This is a genomic window from Psychromonas sp., assembly GCF_983033635.1.
This window is the reverse complement of the sequence record NZ_CEZLMY010000033.1, coordinates 12,897-30,711: the sequence shown is the minus strand read 5'-3', so window position 1 is coordinate 30,711 and position 17,815 is coordinate 12,897. Positions and strand designations below refer to the sequence as shown.

The 17,815-nt window shown below is 39.0% G+C and carries 15 protein-coding genes and 1 pseudogene; 6 read left to right on the top strand and 10 right to left on the bottom strand.

Annotated elements, in window-relative coordinates; genetic code table 11:
* Nucleotides 1-268: hypothetical protein (locus tag AC4GME_RS06875; protein WP_490379179.1), on the bottom strand; the 268-nt coding region annotated here is incomplete at its 3' end.
* A gap of 1,068 nt (nucleotides 269-1,336) precedes the next feature.
* Here AC4GME_RS06875 and AC4GME_RS06870 point away from each other — a divergent pair.
* Nucleotides 1,337-4,243, top strand: a complete 2,907-nt coding sequence (locus tag AC4GME_RS06870) for an alpha-amylase family glycosyl hydrolase (protein WP_490376938.1) — start codon at nucleotides 1,337-1,339, stop codon at nucleotides 4,241-4,243.
* Nucleotides 4,244-4,404: 161 nt separating this feature from the next.
* Here the strand turns inward: AC4GME_RS06870 and AC4GME_RS06865 are convergent, their stop codons facing one another.
* Nucleotides 4,405-4,545, bottom strand: a complete 141-nt coding sequence (locus AC4GME_RS06865) for a recombinase family protein (RefSeq protein ID WP_490376937.1) — start codon at nucleotides 4,543-4,545, stop codon at nucleotides 4,405-4,407.
* 272 nt (nucleotides 4,546-4,817) lie between these two features.
* Between AC4GME_RS06865 and AC4GME_RS06860 the strand changes: the two genes are divergently transcribed.
* On the top strand, nucleotides 4,818-5,174 hold the full coding sequence (locus AC4GME_RS06860) for a DsrE/DsrF/TusD sulfur relay family protein (protein ID WP_490376936.1): 357 nt from the start codon (nucleotides 4,818-4,820) through the stop codon (nucleotides 5,172-5,174).
* A 174-nt stretch (nucleotides 5,175-5,348) separates the two neighbouring features.
* Here the strand turns inward: AC4GME_RS06860 and AC4GME_RS06855 are convergent, their stop codons facing one another.
* Both AC4GME_RS06855 and AC4GME_RS06850 read right to left on the bottom strand, forming a co-directional pair.
* Nucleotides 5,349-5,708 (bottom strand): STAS domain-containing protein, encoded by a 360-nt coding sequence (locus AC4GME_RS06855; protein ID WP_490376935.1) that lies wholly within the window; start codon nucleotides 5,706-5,708, stop codon nucleotides 5,349-5,351.
* Nucleotides 5,709-5,859: 151 nt separating this feature from the next.
* Entirely contained in the window at nucleotides 5,860-7,449 is a 1,590-nt protein-coding gene (locus tag AC4GME_RS06850; RefSeq protein WP_490376934.1) for a putative bifunctional diguanylate cyclase/phosphodiesterase, read from the bottom strand.
* A 720-nt stretch (nucleotides 7,450-8,169) separates the two neighbouring features.
* On the opposite strand from AC4GME_RS06850, the gene acs reads away from it, so the two are divergent.
* Entirely contained in the window at nucleotides 8,170-10,062 is a 1,893-nt protein-coding gene (gene acs / locus AC4GME_RS06845; RefSeq protein WP_490376933.1) for an acetate--CoA ligase, read from the top strand.
* 125 nt (nucleotides 10,063-10,187) lie between these two features.
* Here acs and AC4GME_RS06840 read toward each other — a convergent pair whose 3' ends face one another.
* Nucleotides 10,188-10,370, bottom strand: coding sequence for a hypothetical protein (locus tag AC4GME_RS06840; protein ID WP_490376932.1), 183 nt, complete (start codon nucleotides 10,368-10,370; stop codon nucleotides 10,188-10,190).
* A gap of 303 nt (nucleotides 10,371-10,673) precedes the next feature.
* Here AC4GME_RS06840 and AC4GME_RS06835 point away from each other — a divergent pair, with 303 nt between their 5' ends.
* Together AC4GME_RS06835 and AC4GME_RS06830 are read left to right on the top strand one after the other, a co-directional pair.
* Nucleotides 10,674-11,711 (top strand): phosphagen kinase, encoded by a 1,038-nt coding sequence (locus AC4GME_RS06835; protein ID WP_490376931.1) that lies wholly within the window; start codon nucleotides 10,674-10,676, stop codon nucleotides 11,709-11,711.
* Nucleotides 11,712-12,266: 555 nt separating this feature from the next.
* Entirely contained in the window at nucleotides 12,267-12,608 is a 342-nt protein-coding gene (locus tag AC4GME_RS06830; protein WP_490379178.1) for a hypothetical protein, read from the top strand.
* A gap of 832 nt (nucleotides 12,609-13,440) precedes the next feature.
* Here AC4GME_RS06830 and cspE read toward each other — a convergent pair.
* Nucleotides 13,441-13,653, bottom strand: coding sequence for a transcription antiterminator/RNA stability regulator CspE (gene cspE, locus AC4GME_RS06825; protein ID WP_490378616.1), 213 nt, complete (start codon nucleotides 13,651-13,653; stop codon nucleotides 13,441-13,443).
* Between the two features lie 708 nt (nucleotides 13,654-14,361).
* Between cspE and AC4GME_RS06820 the strand changes: the two genes are divergently transcribed.
* Nucleotides 14,362-15,966: an ABC-F family ATPase gene (locus tag AC4GME_RS06820; RefSeq protein ID WP_490378615.1), complete on the top strand. Its 1,605-nt coding sequence runs from the start codon at nucleotides 14,362-14,364 to the stop codon at nucleotides 15,964-15,966.
* A gap of 270 nt (nucleotides 15,967-16,236) precedes the next feature.
* Here AC4GME_RS06820 and AC4GME_RS06815 read toward each other — a convergent pair.
* The 4 genes and pseudogenes from AC4GME_RS06815 to AC4GME_RS06800 form a co-directional block, all read right to left on the bottom strand.
* Nucleotides 16,237-16,398, bottom strand: a pseudogene (locus tag AC4GME_RS06815) (helix-turn-helix domain-containing protein); the annotation flags it as partial.
* A gap of 81 nt (nucleotides 16,399-16,479) precedes the next feature.
* Nucleotides 16,480-16,671 carry a hypothetical protein gene (locus tag AC4GME_RS06810; RefSeq protein WP_490379177.1) on the bottom strand — a complete coding sequence of 64 codons (192 nt, stop codon included), beginning with the start codon at nucleotides 16,669-16,671 and terminating at the stop codon, nucleotides 16,480-16,482.
* 24 nt (nucleotides 16,672-16,695) lie between these two features.
* On the bottom strand, nucleotides 16,696-17,199 hold the full coding sequence (locus AC4GME_RS06805) for a hypothetical protein (protein ID WP_490376883.1): 504 nt from the start codon (nucleotides 17,197-17,199) through the stop codon (nucleotides 16,696-16,698).
* Between the two features lies 1 nt (nucleotide 17,200).
* Nucleotides 17,201-17,701, bottom strand: a complete 501-nt coding sequence (locus AC4GME_RS06800) for a M23 family metallopeptidase (protein ID WP_490379176.1) — start codon at nucleotides 17,699-17,701, stop codon at nucleotides 17,201-17,203.
* Nucleotides 17,702-17,815: the final 114 nt, after the last annotated feature.

Below are 17,815 nucleotides of genomic sequence, written 5' to 3'. Positions count from 1 at the left end.
ACAAAGAGCCACTTCTTATCTTCGCTAAATCACTTGAATTTTCATATTCAGACTCTGCGGCAATACGATATTCTTCTTCATATTGTGAAATGGTACGTATCACCGGATACCGATAGGAAGCTCTATTGCTCATATCAGGTTTGAAGCCTTCGACAATTACTTGGTTTTCACTACTATAAAAATCACTCTCAATTCTCACTTGGTTTAGCTGAGTACAGCCCCCCAGTAAAAACAACGTTGCCAGCAAAAAGGTTATTTTAATATTCATTTAGATATATCTCTTATTATGTTTATGTGCTTAATTTAATAGATTCCCCCTCATGTTCATAATATTTTTATTCTATATTGTTAAATAGGTGGGCTTTGAGTGATTAACAAGGACTGCTCTGCATATTTCGCCAAACCTCAACCTACTCCTAGTAGAATAAATAACATATAAAATAGGTACATAAACGAGTACACAAATATTAATGGTTCTGATACGCTTCTTACACAATCAACAGGTTAGAAGCATAATGACTTTACCTAATCGGCTTATCGGCCAACTCCAACTAATATATGAAACCGTTACTAAGCAATTAGTAACGGTTTTTTCATTTCTAGGGTACAAACTTGTGAGTGGTTGCAGGGGGATTTCAGAATTAAGTGGATGACAAATCTAGGGGCGAACCAACCTGCAGTTTTTAAACATACTTTTTAAGACGCTCTTCAAACGCAAGCATAAAGCGATTTAAGGCCGTTTGCCAATTCTGAATCGTTATTGCCCATCTCTTTGATGCACCGAACACTGCAATATGCACTTATCTCCTATTGTAAGAAAGATCTTGATTTCATTTTTGTGTGATTTGTATGCGCTATCTCTTATTTATAACTCTCTTTTGTTGTATCAACTTTAATAAAACCTAAGCTTGTGCGAATTCTGAGCTGGTTTGGTGTGAAATTTAAGCGCCTTTTGGGGGGGATGATCATTACATCTTGCTTGAGTAATGCTAGTTGTGTGATGGAAAAACGGAGCTAGTGTTAATTTTAACAAGCAAGATTGAGCAAATGCGGATTGATATTTTATATCTACCAATAATAATTTTCAGGATGAACATTTTATATTGGTAATCAAATAGCTATTTTAAAGACTCGCACTTTAAAGCAGCTTAAAGTTAGATTGGAATGGTTCTGATTTGGCTTGGTGGAGAATGGATTCTACACACAGTACTAAGGTAACAAGGTCTTTGTCTACTATCACTAGCTGACTTGTTCTTTGTGCTGTTATTGATTTCATTTAAACACTGAAATTAACACTGCGAGATGCGGTTTTCCGCATGGACAAGGATGATATTAAATGAAAAAAGTAATTTTTATTGGTTTGGCGTTAGCATCCGTTAGCGCTCAGGCTGATTGGAATTTTAGGGGCACAGCGAATGACTGGGCCTCCACCGCGCTGGAGAATGTTGCCGGCAATGATTTTCAAACCTGCCAAACTTTCGGCTCAGATAACCCTAGATTTAAAATAGATCGCTATGGAGATTGGAGTGAAAATTACCCCTCCGGTGATTACACGGTTTCTCCTGATAAAAGTTATAAGATAATTTTTAATAGTGATTCTCATAATATTACGGCAACCCAAGTGAGTGATTGTGGTGATTTCATTGTTGAAGACAGCTGGTATTTCCGTGGTACAGCCAGTGATTGGGTGGCAACGGCAATGCCGAGCAGTGACAATGTGAATTTCTGCACTGAGCAGCGTTTTGCAGATGTTAATCCACGCTTTAAGATTGATCACTTTGGTGACTGGTCTGAAAATTATCCTGCTACAGACTTTCTGGTTAACGACAATACCACCTATAAAGTATGTATTAACGCCGATACTAAAGAGGTGACAGCGGTTGTTGTGGAGGAAACTGATACACAAGCGCCTGTTGTGACAGCTACCCCTGCAGCGGGCAGTTATAACAGCACGCAGACAGTTACTTTAAGTGTGACCGATAATCAAGATAGCGCGCCACAACTGTATTGTACAACTGACGGTTCAACGCCTTCTGCCCAATCTGCTAACTGTAATCAGCAAAGCTTTACAGCGGCAGATGTTAACGCAACAGGGGCAGATCTATTATTAAAAGTGTTTGCTATTGATGTCTCTGGTAATAGCGCACTAAGCAGCTTTGACTACAGCATCACAACCGATGAGCCATCCGAAAATACCGTGGTTTATTATCAAAACAGTGTTAACCACAGTGTGCCTTACATTCATTACTGGACTGTTGTTCCCGCTTTAGCGCAAACAGTTTGGCCTGGAGAGGCACTTGAGTCATTAGGTGATGGCTGGTACAAGTTTGACTTTGCACAAACAATAGAGAGCGCCAATGTTATCTTTAACGGCAGCGGCGGACAAACTGCTGATTTAATACTGGATCCCGCAACACCTTGTTACCAGAACAATAACTGGCTTTCTTTAGAAGCATGTGATTATCAAGATGATGGCATTGATAGAAAAGCACCCGAAGTGAGTGCCACTCCTCAAGCCGGTTCATATACCGAAACTCAAACAATTACCTTAACGGTGAGTGACAACCGCGACGCAGCACCAAAACTTTACTACACCACCAATGGTAATGCTGCAACGGTTAATGACACCCTCTATACAGGAGAAACGATTAGCGCTTCAGATGTCGTTGAAACTGGCGTAGATCTCAGTATTAACCTGCTTGCTATCGATAATGCAGACAATCAATCTACAGCTGTTTTTGATTATACGATTGGCGAAAAGTCAGTCATAGAACTCGGTGATAATATTTTTTCCGCTAATTGTGACAGCAACTATAACGACTACTCAGATAACTTGCGGATTTATCAAGTGATGGTAGAAGCCTTTATTGATGGCGACTCGAATATAGGTTATGGCACAGGTTATGGCACAAGCCATCACAACGGTGATTTACAAGGTATTATTAATTCTTTGGATTACATTAAAAATATGGGGATGAATGCGATTTGGCTCACCCCTATTTTTGATTCCGAAGGTTCGAGCCCATTAGATGCAACGGGTTACTTCACGCGTAACTATTTTAGAATCGATCCTAAATGGGGTGATTTTAATAAAGCCAAAGAGTTAGTTGAAACCGCTCACGCTAAAGGGCTGTATGTCTTTTTTGATGGAGTGTTTGGTCACCATAAAGGCGACGTACCTACGTCACCTAATGGCAATACACCACAAGGCGGCACTAATCCGGTCTCCTACCCGGGAAGCCTGCCTTATTATACTGAAGTGGCAACTTACTGGATCAAAGAGCTGAAAATTGATGGCTGGCGCTTAGATCAGGCATATCAAGTGCCTGTTGATGCTTGGCGAGATATTCGTAAAGCCGTTGTTGAAACCAGTAATACGGTGAGCTATACCAATAGCGAAGGTCAAACGGTCCATCCATTAGGTTATATGGTGGGTGAAATCTGGAAAGGAGAGCAAGATATTAAAGATACGGGTTATGGTAGTGAATATAACCGTGGTCTGTGCTCAAACTTTGATTTTCCTGGTCGTTACAGCATAGTGCAAACCTTTGCTGGTGAAGAGCATATGGCTGAGAACGGTAAAAAAGATTTACCAGCTTCAACCTTAGAGGGCGTATTTACTAAGCAGGACATATTCCCTGCTAATGTTCATCCTAACTTGATGCTTACTAATCACGATCTAGTACGTATTGGCGACTTATTGCAACGAGCTGGTATCGCACAGCCCTATGATGCCGAGTACTGGTTACGTCACAAAGCGATGTTCGGCTTTATGGCGGCTTACACGGGTCCTATCACCCTTTATTATGGTGATGAAGTGGGTCAGGAAGTGGCTAACTTTGAGCAAATGAAAAATGAAAAAGATTATTATGACGATCACGTTTCCCGTGACAGCGGACGCGTTGACGGGTTTAATAATAATGAAACAAACCTACGTAACTACCTTACTAAACTGATGACAATTAGAGCACAGGAGCCCGCTCTATATAGTGGTTCACGCGTACATTTACAAGTGGGCGATAGCAGCACAATTTACGCCGACTTGAAGCAAAAAGACGCGGATACTATTTTGTATATCACTAATAAAAGTAACAATGCACAAACAGTCACTGTTAGCACTGGGCAAATGCAAGCCTCTGGCACGTTAACCGACTTAATTGATGGCAGTAGTGTTCAGGAGTCAAGCGGCAGCTACTCTATCTCACTTGAACCATGGCAAGTCAGATACTTGAAAGTCAACTAACAGGGGAGCCTATAATTGAACAATAAAAATCCGCAGTCTGTCAGAGTGCGGATTTTTTTACTTTAGTTGCTCTGCAACGGTTAAAGCATCGACTGTAGCACCTGCTAAATGATCAACTATGATACTGCAATGCAATCATATTTGCGTGTAAAATCAATTGCTTATTTAAATTGCTCCCCGTTCTTGTTGTAACCGCTTTCATGCTCGAAAAATATTTTAGTACATCCAAAGACTTTTGACTGTGTTTGCTGTAGATATGTGTTTTGTTCATTAGTTGAAACTCTCGCATATCCGATTTTCATAATAAACCCTTGTGTGTATCAGAAGTTGGTGTTTTTAAAAGATACACGGTATCGCAGTTAAATGGGAGTTATGAGGTGTCTACAAATCTAGGGGCGAACCACTTGCAAATGCTAACAAGCAATAGCTGCCTCCATTACTCCTACTTATCGACTGGCTGCACTATTAGTGACAGTGATATTGGCTTTGGTTTAAACTCATTTTGAGTTAACCTAATGGCTGCTTTTTGATTTTTGGTAAGTGATTACCCTAATAACAGTGAGTTTTATACTTTATGCAAACATTACTTTTTATTTTAAATGATGGGCCTTATGGATCAGAAAAAACCTTTAATGCGCTGCGCTTAGCATTAAATATTAAAGAGCAGTATGAGGAGCAAGTGGCCATTAACCTCTTCTTAATGTCTGATGCGGTGACTGCTGCACTGGTCAATCAGCGACCATCAGAAGGTTATAATATTGAGCAGATGCTAGATATATTGCTAGCACAGGGCGCTCAACTAAAGCTATGTAAAACCTGTATAGACGCACGTGGCGTGACCGCTCTGACATTGATTGAAGGTGCACAGATAAGTACTTTAATTGAGTTGTCGCAGTGGACATTGGAAGCAGATAAAGTGCTGACATTTTAAAGCTATGCCATGATTTGATGGTGCTATTTCTTCTGCTACATTTGCCAATGACAGCCTGTTTTTTTGCTGCTCTTATCATTATCTATTGAGCTCGTTATGGGTACTTCATTAAGTCATATTTAACCCGTTTTATATAATAAAGCACTTTTGCTTTGTGTCTCTTACAAGTGAATATTAGGGGGGCAAAAAAGCGGTTTGAGCCTCTTCGATGGTGGGAAATAAAGCTAGGCTATCCTGTCTTTTATTGAGTTTGGCTTTGATCAGTGGCCGAGCAACCGAGCGATTCATATTACTTAAATGGATTTTAGTATTGGACTTTTCACATTGTTCTATTAATTTCAATAGTGAAGAGATACCACCTGAATCGATCATGGATACGCTTTCTAGATTTAATAAAGTTCCAGTGCATTCTTGTGTTAGCAGAGATAACTTGCCAAAAAACCTATCTGCTACGGCAAAAAACAGTGAGTCATTAAGATCAAAAACTTTATTGGCTTGAGCTGGCACTAGCATGAAGAGATATTTTTCAGACACCCATAAACTTTGGATGATTTTTAACGCTCGTCTACTTTTTAGTTATACATTGCTGCACCTCTAGGAGGTGGTTATGATCCAATCTCGTGAAACGCAAGTAGCTAAGATAAAACTGAGCAAGAGAATGTAACGTGTAACCAAAAGGCATTCCCTATGCGTTATTGGATCTCGCTACTGCTTGAGATAATTTTATGACCTGTTCAATGGGGAGTGGTTTACTGTAGTAATATCCCTGCAAATAATCGCACTGTAAAGCTTGTAATTCATCCACAAGTGCTTTTGTTTCTACCCCTTCAGCAACAACACTGCAACCTAAATTATGGGCTAAAATAATAGTAGAGCGAACAATGGCATGGTTGCGATTGCCTACTTGCATTGGTATTACAAAGGATCGATCAATTTTAATTTGATGGATAGGGAATTCGGTTAGTAGGGAAAGAGAAGAAAATCCTGTTCCAAAATCATCAAGGCTAATTAAAAATCCCAGTTGGTTTAACTGTAATAATATTTTTTTGGTAGTTGCCATATCAGTCATCATAGCCGTTTCCGTTACTTCTAATACCAGTTGATGCGGTAAAATATGTTGCTCTTTTACTCGCTCAGACAGTTGTAAGGGAAAGTCTTCGTCCTGCAGATCTCGAGCGGATAAATTGATATGGATACAGGCATCAATACTTACCTCTTTGAATCTTTGTAGGTGTTCGGCTGTTTGATCTAATACCCAAAGTGTGATCTCTTTGATTAGGCCATTTTGTTCTGCGATGGGAATGAACTTATCGGGGGAAATAAACCCTCCATCTTCTTGAGGCCATCTAATTAGCGCTTCGAAATGATAAATACTCCCTTTTTCTCTTTTTACTAGCGGCTGGTAATGGAGTTCAAATTGTTTTTTTTGTAGCGCGTGATGTAATTGGCTGGCGATTTTAAGACGATATTTGACATCGTTAGCTAAGGTATTATCAAAAACCATATATTCAATCTGTTTTTGTTTTGCAGCAGACATAGCCATATCAGCTTGTTGCAACAGAGTGGCCATCTGCCTACTATTTTCAGGAAAAAGAGTGCAGCCGAGACTGAAATTAATTTTTAGGTTGTAGCCATTAATATGGTAAGGGGATTGGGATAAATTATGAATTCCTTCATTTATGTCGCTAATCTCAGTTTTTGTGATGGCGTTAGAAACTAGCGCAAATTCATCCCCGCCAATACGGGCAAAAAAGCAGGTTTCGGGTAATTGACTGCGAATTGAATTTGCGATTTTAATAAGCAGTTGATCGGCAAAATAGTGCCCCACCAGATCATTAGTATGTTTAAAGTTGTTAATATTTAAAACAAAAATGGAAAACGCATGGGAATTATCTATTTTTTCTTTAATCGTATCTAAAAAACAAGTGCGATTGGGTAAGCCCGTTAAGGAATCATGTAATGAGTTATGATGCTCTTGTTCTGCAATATGTTGAATTTTAAGGATGCTTTTAAAACTAAAGTTTATCACCAGAAAGACAAATAAACCGCCTGCCATAAGAATTGTGGAGAGACTATTTTCAACAAAAGTGACAGCTATGACACTGGATAGATAATAAAGATAGGAGAGGTAAGCGATTGCAAAAAAAACAATTAGTAGCATTAAAATACGCCAGCCAATATTGCCATCTTGTTGGCAGATATTCAGCGCGGGTTTTAAACTAAGCAATAAGAAAAGCAAACCGGTTGAGACTAAAATAATTGAAAAAATAGGCATATTTATTAATTACTCGAATATCAATAGAGAATTAATAATTATCAGCCATTCCGCACCAGTTAACAACCTAGCTACAAATTATTTACTTTGATGTAAATCGCAGAATTCGGACATATAAACTATAAACTTTGAATAATCTTTAATGCTTGTCAGTCCAGAAAGATTCGTTTTAAAAACTCAGGTTGAAAACGAAACTCCGGACATCCAAAGTTTCGAAGCAAGACTAAATAGGCTTCCTGAGGTATGGCCCATACTGGAAGCGGGTAGGTCGCTTGAGCCTGTAAGCGATTGCAGGCCTATTTCAGAATTACACGAATGATGATTATCGATAGATCCCGGTTAATCGGCGAACTCCATCTGTTCTGCCAACTGTTTGTATATCAATCAGTTGGCGACTAATATCTCTGCTTCTCAAAAAAATCTCTCCCCAGAATTACAACACAAACTCAAAGAGTATTATGAAAATTAGATTAAATCTGCGCCATTAGACTGGTAAATTCTAGTCTCATTTCATATGGAATTTACATACCTGCTTGACCGGAACTAACTAATGGGTGACCCAGCCACTGCTGCGCCTGCACTCGCAAAGCAATAAAAGTGTCTGAATTGATGTTTTGCATCAAATAGTTGCAGTGGAATTAAATATTTTAATAAATATCAGGCGGTTAATAATTTATTCATTCTATACTCAGTTAACAAATTGTTAACATGGGTGATATTATGTCAGATTCTAAGCAACAACTTTACTTCCCTTCTGAAGAGGTCATTGCGCAAGCTAATGTGCAGGAATATAAAACACTGTACAAACGTTCGATTGAAGACAGAGAGGGGTTTTGGGCTGAGCAAGCTGCGCTGCTTGATTGGTATCAACCTTGGGATAAAGTCTTAGATGAGAGTAATAAACCTTTTTATAAATGGTTTGTCGGAGCTAAAACCAACATAGTACAAAATGCGATTGATCGTCATCTAAAGGGAGCAGATCGTAATAAGTTGGCGATTATTTGGGAGAGTGAAGCGGGTGATATGCGCAGCTTTTCCTATTATGCGCTTAATCGTGAGGTTTGCCAGTTTGCTAATATTCTTAAAAGTATGGGGGTTAAAAAAGGCGATATAGTGACTATCTATATGCCGCAAGTCCCTGAGCTGGTTTTTGCCATGCTAGCGTGCGCTAAAATCGGCGCTATTCACAGTGTCGTTTATGGTGGTTTCAGTTATGAAGCATTGGCTTCACGTATTAGTGATGCGCATAGCCGAATTTTAATTACGGCTGATGGCGGTTCAAGGCGTGGTAAAAAAATTGATCTTAAAAGTATTGCCGATGAGGCGATGAAACGCTCCCCGACAATCGAAGTTTGTATCACGGTTAAATATAATCAGCTCGATGTTAATATGGAAGCTGAGCGTGATTTTTGGTATCACGATCTAAAAGCGCTGCCTATCGCTAGTGCTAAATGTGACACCCTGCAGTTAGACGCTGAAGATCCTCTGTTTATCCTCTATACATCTGGCACCACAGGCAAACCTAAAGGAATGTTGCATACCCATGGTGGCTATAGTGTTTATACCAGCACTACCCACAAAATGGCCTTTGATATTAAACCTGATGATCGTTGGTGGTGTGCTGCCGATCCGGGCTGGATAACAGGGCACAGTTATATTGTTTATGGTCCTTTAATTAATGGTGCCAGCATTATGATGTATGAAGGTGCGCCAAACTATCCTTATCCGAATCGCTGGTGGCAAATGGTAGAAAAGTATGGCATCAATATTTTATACACATCACCAACTGCGATACGTGGCCTGATGCGCTTTGGCGATCAGTGGGCAAAACGCCATGATCTTTCCTCTTTACGCTTATTAGGCAGTGTCGGCGAGCCCATAAATCCAGAAGCATGGCGCTGGTTTTATGAGGTGATAGGTAACAGTAAATGCCCCATTATTGATACTTGGTGGCAAACCGAAACGGGCGGATTTATGATCTGTCCACTGCCTATTACTCCTCTTAAACCCGGCTCTGCAGCGCAACCCTTTTTTGGTAATGAGATTGGCGTGGTTGATGATCAAGGCAATGCAGTTGCATGCGGTGAAGAGGGCAAGCTGGTGATTAAAAATCCTTGGCCAGGTATGGCACGTACCATTATGGGCGACGATCAACGCTATGCTGACCTTTATTGGGGGGATTATAAGGATAAAGGCTACTACAAAGCAGGCGATTCCGCGAAGATAGATGCCGATGGCTATATCTGGGTAATAGGGCGTATGGACGAGGTACTGAAAGTCTCGGGGTATCGTCTCGGTACGGCTGAAATTGAAAGTGCATTAGTCAGCCATCCAGCCGTTACTGAAGCCGCTGCGATTGGTTTGCCACACGAACTAAAAGGTAATGCTATCCATACTTTTGTTATTCTTAATGAGGGATTAGTGGGCGACAAAGCACTGCAGGCTGAGCTTATCGAGCATGTTGCCAATGAGCTGGGTAAAATAGCAAAACCCGAAGATGTTACCTTTGTTGATAATTTACCTAAAACCCGCTCCGGTAAGATAATGCGCCGTATATTAAAGGCGCGCGCGTTAGGACAGGATGAGGGGGATCTCAGCACCTTAGAAGAGTAGAAATCATGGGTAAGGGGCTTGACTAAGCTTAGCGCCTTACTCTTTCTATCAACATTTAAGATATGTAGTGTAATTTTTTATAAACGATTTTCATCCAACCATTTCATCAGTTTTTCGCTGTGTTTTTACATCTGCTGCAGACCCTGATCCTGCCAATCGCTAAAACACAAACTAATATCAGGCTGCTGTTTCTGCATTATCTCTGCGCATAGTTGTAACCCTTTTTTACTGATGGTTAAGTGACGTTTGCGTTTATCAAACTGATCAACCTCTGCAGTTAGTGCGGATTTTTCAATTAAGCTAGCCACTAATTTAGTAATAAACGATTGAATTGATATACTTTTTTGAAATTGAACTTTATTTTAGCCATGACGACACCTCACTAAAGTAATCGAGTAAGTATAGTTTACAGGGCTTAGTTAAGATGGTTATCAAATGGACTTATTAGCAGTAATGTACTCGTACTATATAATTAAAATTTGATCTGCTGTTTTATGTGTTAAGTTGTTATCTCACACATATGACTATGTATTGTAATTTCCGCTAGTATTTGAATCTGTTTAATTGTAATTTATAGCGCTAATACTTAGGTGGATAAATAGTAGGACTTTATGGAGTATCCAGACTTTACTGCAGAATATCAGTCGTTAATGGCAAAGAATTTAACTAAAGACGTATTTGAACAGTTAAAAGGTGTGGTCACTAAAAATGGTTTTAGCTTGAAGGATGCGATTAATTCAGGGCTTGTTAATCCTGATAGCGGCATTGGTGTATACGCTGGAGATCCTGAATCATATACTTGTTTTTCACCCTTGTTCGACCCTATTATTCGTCAGTATCACGGATTCACAGGGAGTAAATTACATTCAACCAATCTTAATCCTGCTGAGATTGATCATCATAATCCCGATCCGGATAATCACTATATTGTTTCTACGCGTATCCGTGTTGCTCGTAATCTTGTCAATATGCCATTAGGTCCTGCTATATCAATAGTGCAACGAGATGAAGTTGAAGCCAAGATTGTTGCAGCATTGACTCAGCTTTCAGGTTCATTATCGGGTCATTATTATGCTTTAGCAGGAATGAGCGCGGCGGTGCAGGCTCGACTGATTGATGATCATTTTTTGTTTAAAGCTGGCGATAAGTATCTTGGGGCTGCAGGGTTGAATCGCGATTGGCCTGCAGGACGTGGTATTTATCATAATGATGAGAAGACCTTCTTGGTTTGGGTTAACGAAGAAGATCAATTACGCATTATTTCTATGCAAGCGGGTGGTAATATTCAACAAGTATTTCTGCGCTTAGCCCAGGCATTAACTGAGCTTGAGCGACACTTGCATTTTGTTTTTAGCTCACGCCTTGGTTATGTTAGTAGCTGCCCAACTAATTTAGGCACTGCTATGCGCGCCAGTGTACATATTAAACTGCCAAATTTAGGCCTAGATATGACTGAGTTCACTTCAATCACTGAACAACATCATTTACAAATCCGGGGCATTCATGGTGAGCATTCTGAGAGTGAAGGCTATATTTACGATGTCAGTAACCGCAGACGTTTAGGTGTGACAGAAGTTCAATGCGTGCAAGATCTGTATACGGGGGTTGTTGCCTTAATTGCTAAAGAGAAAGAACTTGCAGGGCAATAAACAGTTGTTCATTATTACCCAATACGTTACCAATAATTTGAAGACAGCTGGCAAACAAAAAATGTAATGAAAATGTCGCAACTCAAGCATCCCAGGTTCGAAGCAAGACCAAATAGGCTTCCTGAGGTATGGCCCATACTGGAAGCTGGTCGGTCGCTTGAGCCTGTGAGCGATTGCAGACCTATTTCAGAATTACACGAATGATGATTATCGATAGATCCCGGTTAATTGGCGAACGCCACCTGTTCTTCCATGCACATCTAAGCAAAACCCCTTAACTTGTTACACTATTTGTCACACTCTTTGTTACACGGCAAGGAGATCTCTGTGCAAGGTTTTAATCACTTATATCTGCGTTACAATACTTATTACTTTCGTTTCATCTTTAGAAAGTTCAATAATAAGTTTTCATATACCCTCAGTTTAAAAACGACTGACCTCTGAGAAGCTGTTGTTTTACTCGATAAACTAAACAAAGAAGTTAATAATCTAAAGATACTGGCGATCCATTTTACTCCGATTGAGTTAAAGTCATTTATTTCATTACTAATCAGTATGCAAGTTCCAGTCTTTGCCGCTGACGCAGCGCAAATCTTGTCTGAGCAGGAATTTAGAACTTGTAACGATAACTTGCTCACAATCGCCCGCAATCAATCATCTTTTGAAATTAACCGATTGGCGGAACTCAACGAGCATAGTGATTATGTCAGGGGCTTAAAAGCGGTAATAAATAGAGTTTCATCCAGAGTCATGGAGCTCACATCTCAATTTGCTCAAGAAAAGATGGAATTGGAAGAGTTAGTCGAATATAAAAATTATGATAGAAAAAGAGCCGATTACCTTCAATCCGTTATCGTTGAGTATAAGAAAAATCCAGAGTATCGAGGTTTAAAATAGATTATTCCTATTCTTGAAAACCTGGATCGTCAAGCGACTGCTATCGGATTACAACTGATTGAATATCAATATCAGGAAGAACAAGAAATGGAAAAACAGCAGGCGTCTTTTATCCATAGCTGCGTAAACAACAAAACCGTTGATCCCAATCTGCTTGCAACTATATGCCAGCAGGCGGAGCCACTGAAAATCTGTGAGTTGTGGTCACAATAGGTTATCAATATTGCTAGAAATCAGGCTTGTTACTTCTAAACGTTAGGCTTCAATTTTGTTAAATTCAGAAAGAATAAGAGAAGAACTGCTCCCAAAGCCACTCCAGTACAGATATAACGATTGTATAGAATAGATAGTTAACCAATTATCAGGAAGATAGTTTGTAGTGATTGATAATAAGAGAAAGTAATAGAGGCTCGGTGAACTTAGATAACGCTATTTGAAAGAGGATAGAGGCTCCCCGCAAATAGCTTACATATCAGTTTATTTTATTCTATTTTATTAAATTTAATTATTGTTCAATTTTTCATCTTGTTTAGTTGTTTGTATTTTATCTTCTTCGCGGTTTTGGTGAAACCAAAATCTTTTTCTACCAGTTGTTCTAGCCATAAATATCCTTAATTGTTTTGTTTGAATGAACCGAAATAATCTTATTTATCATTATCTGACGTGGAAAATATAAAACCTTATGATACATACGCAAAGAGGTTGTTAGCGCTGTTTATATTTTCTGAGAGTAATATAAGTTATTGTATTGGTTCGATATAAAAGATTTATCCTAGTGATAAATCAAAGTAGATATTGGTATACCAATATCTACTGTATGTACACTATAAATTTATAGCGCGATTACATTTGCAGCCTGCAGACCTTTTTGGCCTTGTTCAACTTCAAAAGAGACTTTTTGTCCTTCTGTAAGTGTTTTAAAGCCTTCAGATGCGATAGCTCGGAAGTGAACAAATACGTCAGCTCCGCCATCATTTTGAGAGATAAAACCAAAGCCTTTCTCTTCGTTAAACCATTTTACTAAGCCAGTAGTTGAATTAGACATGTTGTGTCCCTTATATAAATTCATTAAAAAATATCGCGAAATAGCGATGTGCTGATAACTGAATTATTGAATGTGACGATGAAGCTAAAGGAAACACTAAGGACAACAATGATGATGTATCTGAGGGAAACTTGGACTTTACAATTGCATTAATAACCCTGAATTACAGAGCGGTTTAAATATTAACCGATAAGTGAATATATAGATAGCTATATTTTGAATATTTTCTATTTAAAAAAATTTAAATATCTAATGGATTGATTATTAATGGTTAAAATCTGGACTGCCAGAGGAAAAGGTTTGCCAGTCCTGTCTTTTCAGTCTGTTATCCATAACTTCACTTAACGCCATGCGCTGATGAGGTGAAAGTCCTATGTAGGAAGGTCTGCGTTTGATAAAATATTTGTTATCAAACGCCAACTACTAGCGAATGGCAAGGGATTATCTGCGAGGGTAGGTCTGGAGGAAGCCGCTAGCCCTCTTGAAGGTGATAATTGGGGGCCGAGTATTACTCTGACCCCAGTTGTTTTACCCCAGTTGTTTTTTCATTTATTAATCTTCATCACATCTAGGCTCGTAACTTAGCTGCTTACTCTGTATACTGCGCGACCATATTATTGTGACTTAACGCACGTTTCATTTTGAGGCATGTTTGTCATCCCAATACTCGTTAACAAAGATTCGTTAGCAAAACTTAGGAATACTTCTTTGATCTCTACCTCGAATATCACGATGCAATTTGGCCCTGAGCCACTGTTTGAAAACATTTCGGCTAAATTTGGCCACGGTAACCGCTACGGTTTAATCGGTGCAAATGGTTGTGGAAAATCAACTTTCATGAAGATCCTCAGTGGAGAGCTCGAGCCTACCTCCGGCAATATTTCCATTACACCGGGATTCAAAATCGGTACGCTGAGCCAAGATCAGTTTGCATTCGAACAATACAGCGTAATTGATACTGTGATCATGGGGGACGTAGCCCTATGGAAAGTGAAGCAAGAAAGAGACAGTATCTACGCCAAACCTGATATGAGTGAAGAAGACGGCATGCGAGTGGGTGATCTTGAAAGTCAGTTTGCCGAAATGGATGGTTACAGCGCCGAAAGTCGTGCGGGGGAGATCCTACTTGAAGCTGGTATTGAAGAGTCATTCCATTACGGTTTAATGGAGCAGGTTGCACCTGGCTGGAAATTACGTGTTTTACTTGCACAAGCGCTGTTTGCAAATCCAGAAATATTGCTGCTTGATGAGCCGACCAATAACTTGGATATTCATACCATCAGCTGGTTAGAAGGTGAGTTAAACAAACGCAAATGCACCATGATCATCATTTCTCATGACAGGCATTTCCTTAATGCAGTTTGTACACACATGGCTGACATTGATTACGGCGAATTACGTATTTATCCGGGTAATTACGAATTCTTCTTAGCACAATCTGCCTTATTACGTGAACAGCTTTTATCCGGTAATGCTAAGAAAAGCGCTGAGATTGAAGAGTTGCAGGACTTCGTAAACCGCTTTGGTGCTAACGCTTCTAAAGCAAAACAAGCCAGCTCTCGCGCTAAAAAGATGGACAAAATTAAACTGGATGACGTGAAATCGTCCAGCCGTATTAGTCCTAGTCTCAGTTTTTCACCCGGTAAAAAGATGCATCGCCAAGCGCTTGTATTAGAAAACCTAGGGCATGGATTTGATGATGAGATCTTGTTCGAAAAAGGTGAAGTAATCTTAGAAGCTGGCGCAAAACTGGCGATTATCGGTGAAAATGGTGTCGGTAAAACAACATTTTTACGCTGTTTAGTGAATGAGTTAAAAAATAATGAAGGTGTGGTGAAATGGTCTGAAAATGCGACTATCGGCTACTGCCCGCAAGATAGCGGTAAGTTATTTGAAAACGAGCTAACCATCATGGATTGGATGTCGCAATGGCGTCGACCTTGTCATAACGACTTAATGGTACGTGGCATGTTAGGACGCTTATTGTTTAGTGATGACGATGCGAATAAAAAAGCCCGTAACTGTTCAGGTGGAGAGAAAAACCGTCTGTTATTTGGTATGTTAATGATGTCTGACTTAAATGTATTAATTATGGACGAGCCTACCAATCACATGGATATGGAAGCCATTGAAGCGCTAAATAATGCACTTAAAGAGTTCGAAGGCACGTTAATTGTTGTCAGCCATGATCGCGAGTTTGTTTCATCGTTAGCGACACGTATTATCGATATTAAAGATAAAGAAATAATTAACTTCCAAGGCACCCTAGATGAATACCTAGCAAGCCAGCTAGAAGCGCTTAAAGCCGCTTAAATAACGGCAAAGCAAATCAGTTAAATCGCAGCACTGAACCCAAGCTGCCCTCGTAGTATTCTCAGTAGAATGCTTATCGAGGGCTGTTTTTTGTGAACTAGCTTATCGAATAGATACAAACACAGAAAGCTAATAAAGCGCCTTGATTCGCTCGATAAAGTCGAGCTGGTATTGCAGTAACGGAAACGTAGCCTTTTTCAAAAACTCTATCTCTTGATTTTTCTCATGTAATTCACGCTTTAAACGGCGTACTTCTTCACTCTCTTTTTTCTAGTAATTAACACCATTCAAGGTATTAAATTGCTTGTCTGACAAGCGATTAAACTGACGACGGCAGTTATAAATTTGCTGAGAACTGATACCGAGTTCTTTAGCGACAGAAGCGGAATTATTGCCTGCTTTATCCGTACGTAATACTGCTTCTCTGCGAAACTCTTTTGTATATGCTTAAGTTTGTTTCTTAGTCATAAGTCACCTCAATATTAGACATAATCTAACTATAGAAGGTGTCCACTAATTGTGGGTAACACTGATAACTAACGCCCCCCAAGTTGCTAAAACATATGCAGAGGAAGGCTTATTAGAACCAGTTTTATTTAATTTCATCGTAGTGATATCCTTGTTATTAGTTAATTTCAATCCTGCTCGAGTTACCTTAGAGATATATCTAACGGCAGTAAAATAGATGCTATTAATTAAAAGCATTTATATTCCTTTGTTAAATTTACTTTATGGGATTTCTTCAGGGGAATAAAATAATAATTCATTGTTTTTAAAAAAAACAAATTCATCAATTCCAGCTTCTGAAGGAATTCCAATTACATTACCATCTGCCGTTAACTCAACTACAGATTTATCATCAGGTGTCATAGCAAAAAGTGAAAAAGATGGCGTATTAAATCGAGAAAAACCATAATGTAACGCATACATTTTGTTGTTTACGTTAGTAACACCTAAAACAATAATTAAGGCCTGCTCTACCTCATTGTTGCTTTGGCCTTTTGTCCAAAATTGCTTTTCATTTATACTCTTTGAAACTTGAAATCTACCAGTATATTGAATGATAGTAGCCTCATCTAACAATCCATCACCATTGAAATCCCCGCTTATAGAATGTGTTGATGTAAACACTAAAGGGGAAAGTTTTTCATGTAATCTTGCTTGGTTAGATTTATTTGAATTTATGCTACAGCCCACAAGAACTAACAATGAAAATAAGTATATATATTTCATTTTAAACCGACTTAACTAAAGCTGAGTTAAGATAATGTGTAGGATCAATTAGATCTGCTCGTCGTTTATAAGGGAGGTTATTTCGGTCAGTGAGTGCACCTGTTTTGGATTTACCGTATAACTCCAAATGTAACATCGACATAGTTTGACCACTTTTAAATTTTAAAGTACCTACTTTTGCGATTACATCACCACGGCTAACGGTTGAACCTATTTTTATTCCATTAGTAACATTTGATATTTCCCCATATCTAGCAATAAACTTTCCATGGTCAACTTCAATAGCTTTAGTACTAAGATAAAAGTCATAAATATTTATAACTTTCCCATCAAGCATAGATAAAACATCAGTTCCAGCAGAAGCATATAAGTCACAACCAGCATGTTTTCTTCCTCCGCTTCTATTGCTACCGAAAGATCTAGGGGAAACCTTATAGCTTTCAATTGGTCTGAACTTGAGAGGGAAACGAAGTGCTAAATTTTCGCTGTAAATTTGATTCATACAAAATCCTTTACTTGTTGATTTAACTGCAAATTTTATTGTAAATTTAACATTTATTCGACGGAATACAAGCTGCACAGTGTGAAAAAGCATGTGAATGGACGTGTATGGCCT

What these genes read in the sequence shown, in the direction of transcription:
- AC4GME_RS06870 (WP_490376938.1), top strand. Translation starts at nt 1,337, where the DNA reads ATGAAAAAAGTAATTTTTATTGGTTTGGCGTTAGCATCCGTTAGCGCT.
- AC4GME_RS06800 (WP_490379176.1), bottom strand. Translation starts at nt 17,701, where the DNA reads ATGAATCAAATTTACAGCGAAAATTTAGCACTTCGTTTCCCTCTCAAG.
- AC4GME_RS06805 (WP_490376883.1), bottom strand. Translation starts at nt 17,199, where the DNA reads ATGAAATATATATACTTATTTTCATTGTTAGTTCTTGTGGGCTGTAGC.
- AC4GME_RS06860 (WP_490376936.1), top strand. Translation starts at nt 4,818, where the DNA reads ATGCAAACATTACTTTTTATTTTAAATGATGGGCCTTATGGATCAGAA.
- acs (WP_490376933.1), top strand. Translation starts at nt 8,170, where the DNA reads ATGTCAGATTCTAAGCAACAACTTTACTTCCCTTCTGAAGAGGTCATT.
- cspE (WP_490378616.1), bottom strand. Translation starts at nt 13,653, where the DNA reads ATGTCTAATTCAACTACTGGCTTAGTAAAATGGTTTAACGAAGAGAAA.
- AC4GME_RS06810 (WP_490379177.1), bottom strand. Translation starts at nt 16,671, where the DNA reads ATGCTTTTAATTAATAGCATCTATTTTACTGCCGTTAGATATATCTCT.
- AC4GME_RS06865 (WP_490376937.1), bottom strand. Translation starts at nt 4,545, where the DNA reads ATGAAAATCGGATATGCGAGAGTTTCAACTAATGAACAAAACACATAT.
- AC4GME_RS06850 (WP_490376934.1), bottom strand. Translation starts at nt 7,449, where the DNA reads ATGCCTATTTTTTCAATTATTTTAGTCTCAACCGGTTTGCTTTTCTTA.
- AC4GME_RS06835 (WP_490376931.1), top strand. Translation starts at nt 10,674, where the DNA reads ATGGAGTATCCAGACTTTACTGCAGAATATCAGTCGTTAATGGCAAAG.
- AC4GME_RS06830 (WP_490379178.1), top strand. Translation starts at nt 12,267, where the DNA reads ATGCAAGTTCCAGTCTTTGCCGCTGACGCAGCGCAAATCTTGTCTGAG.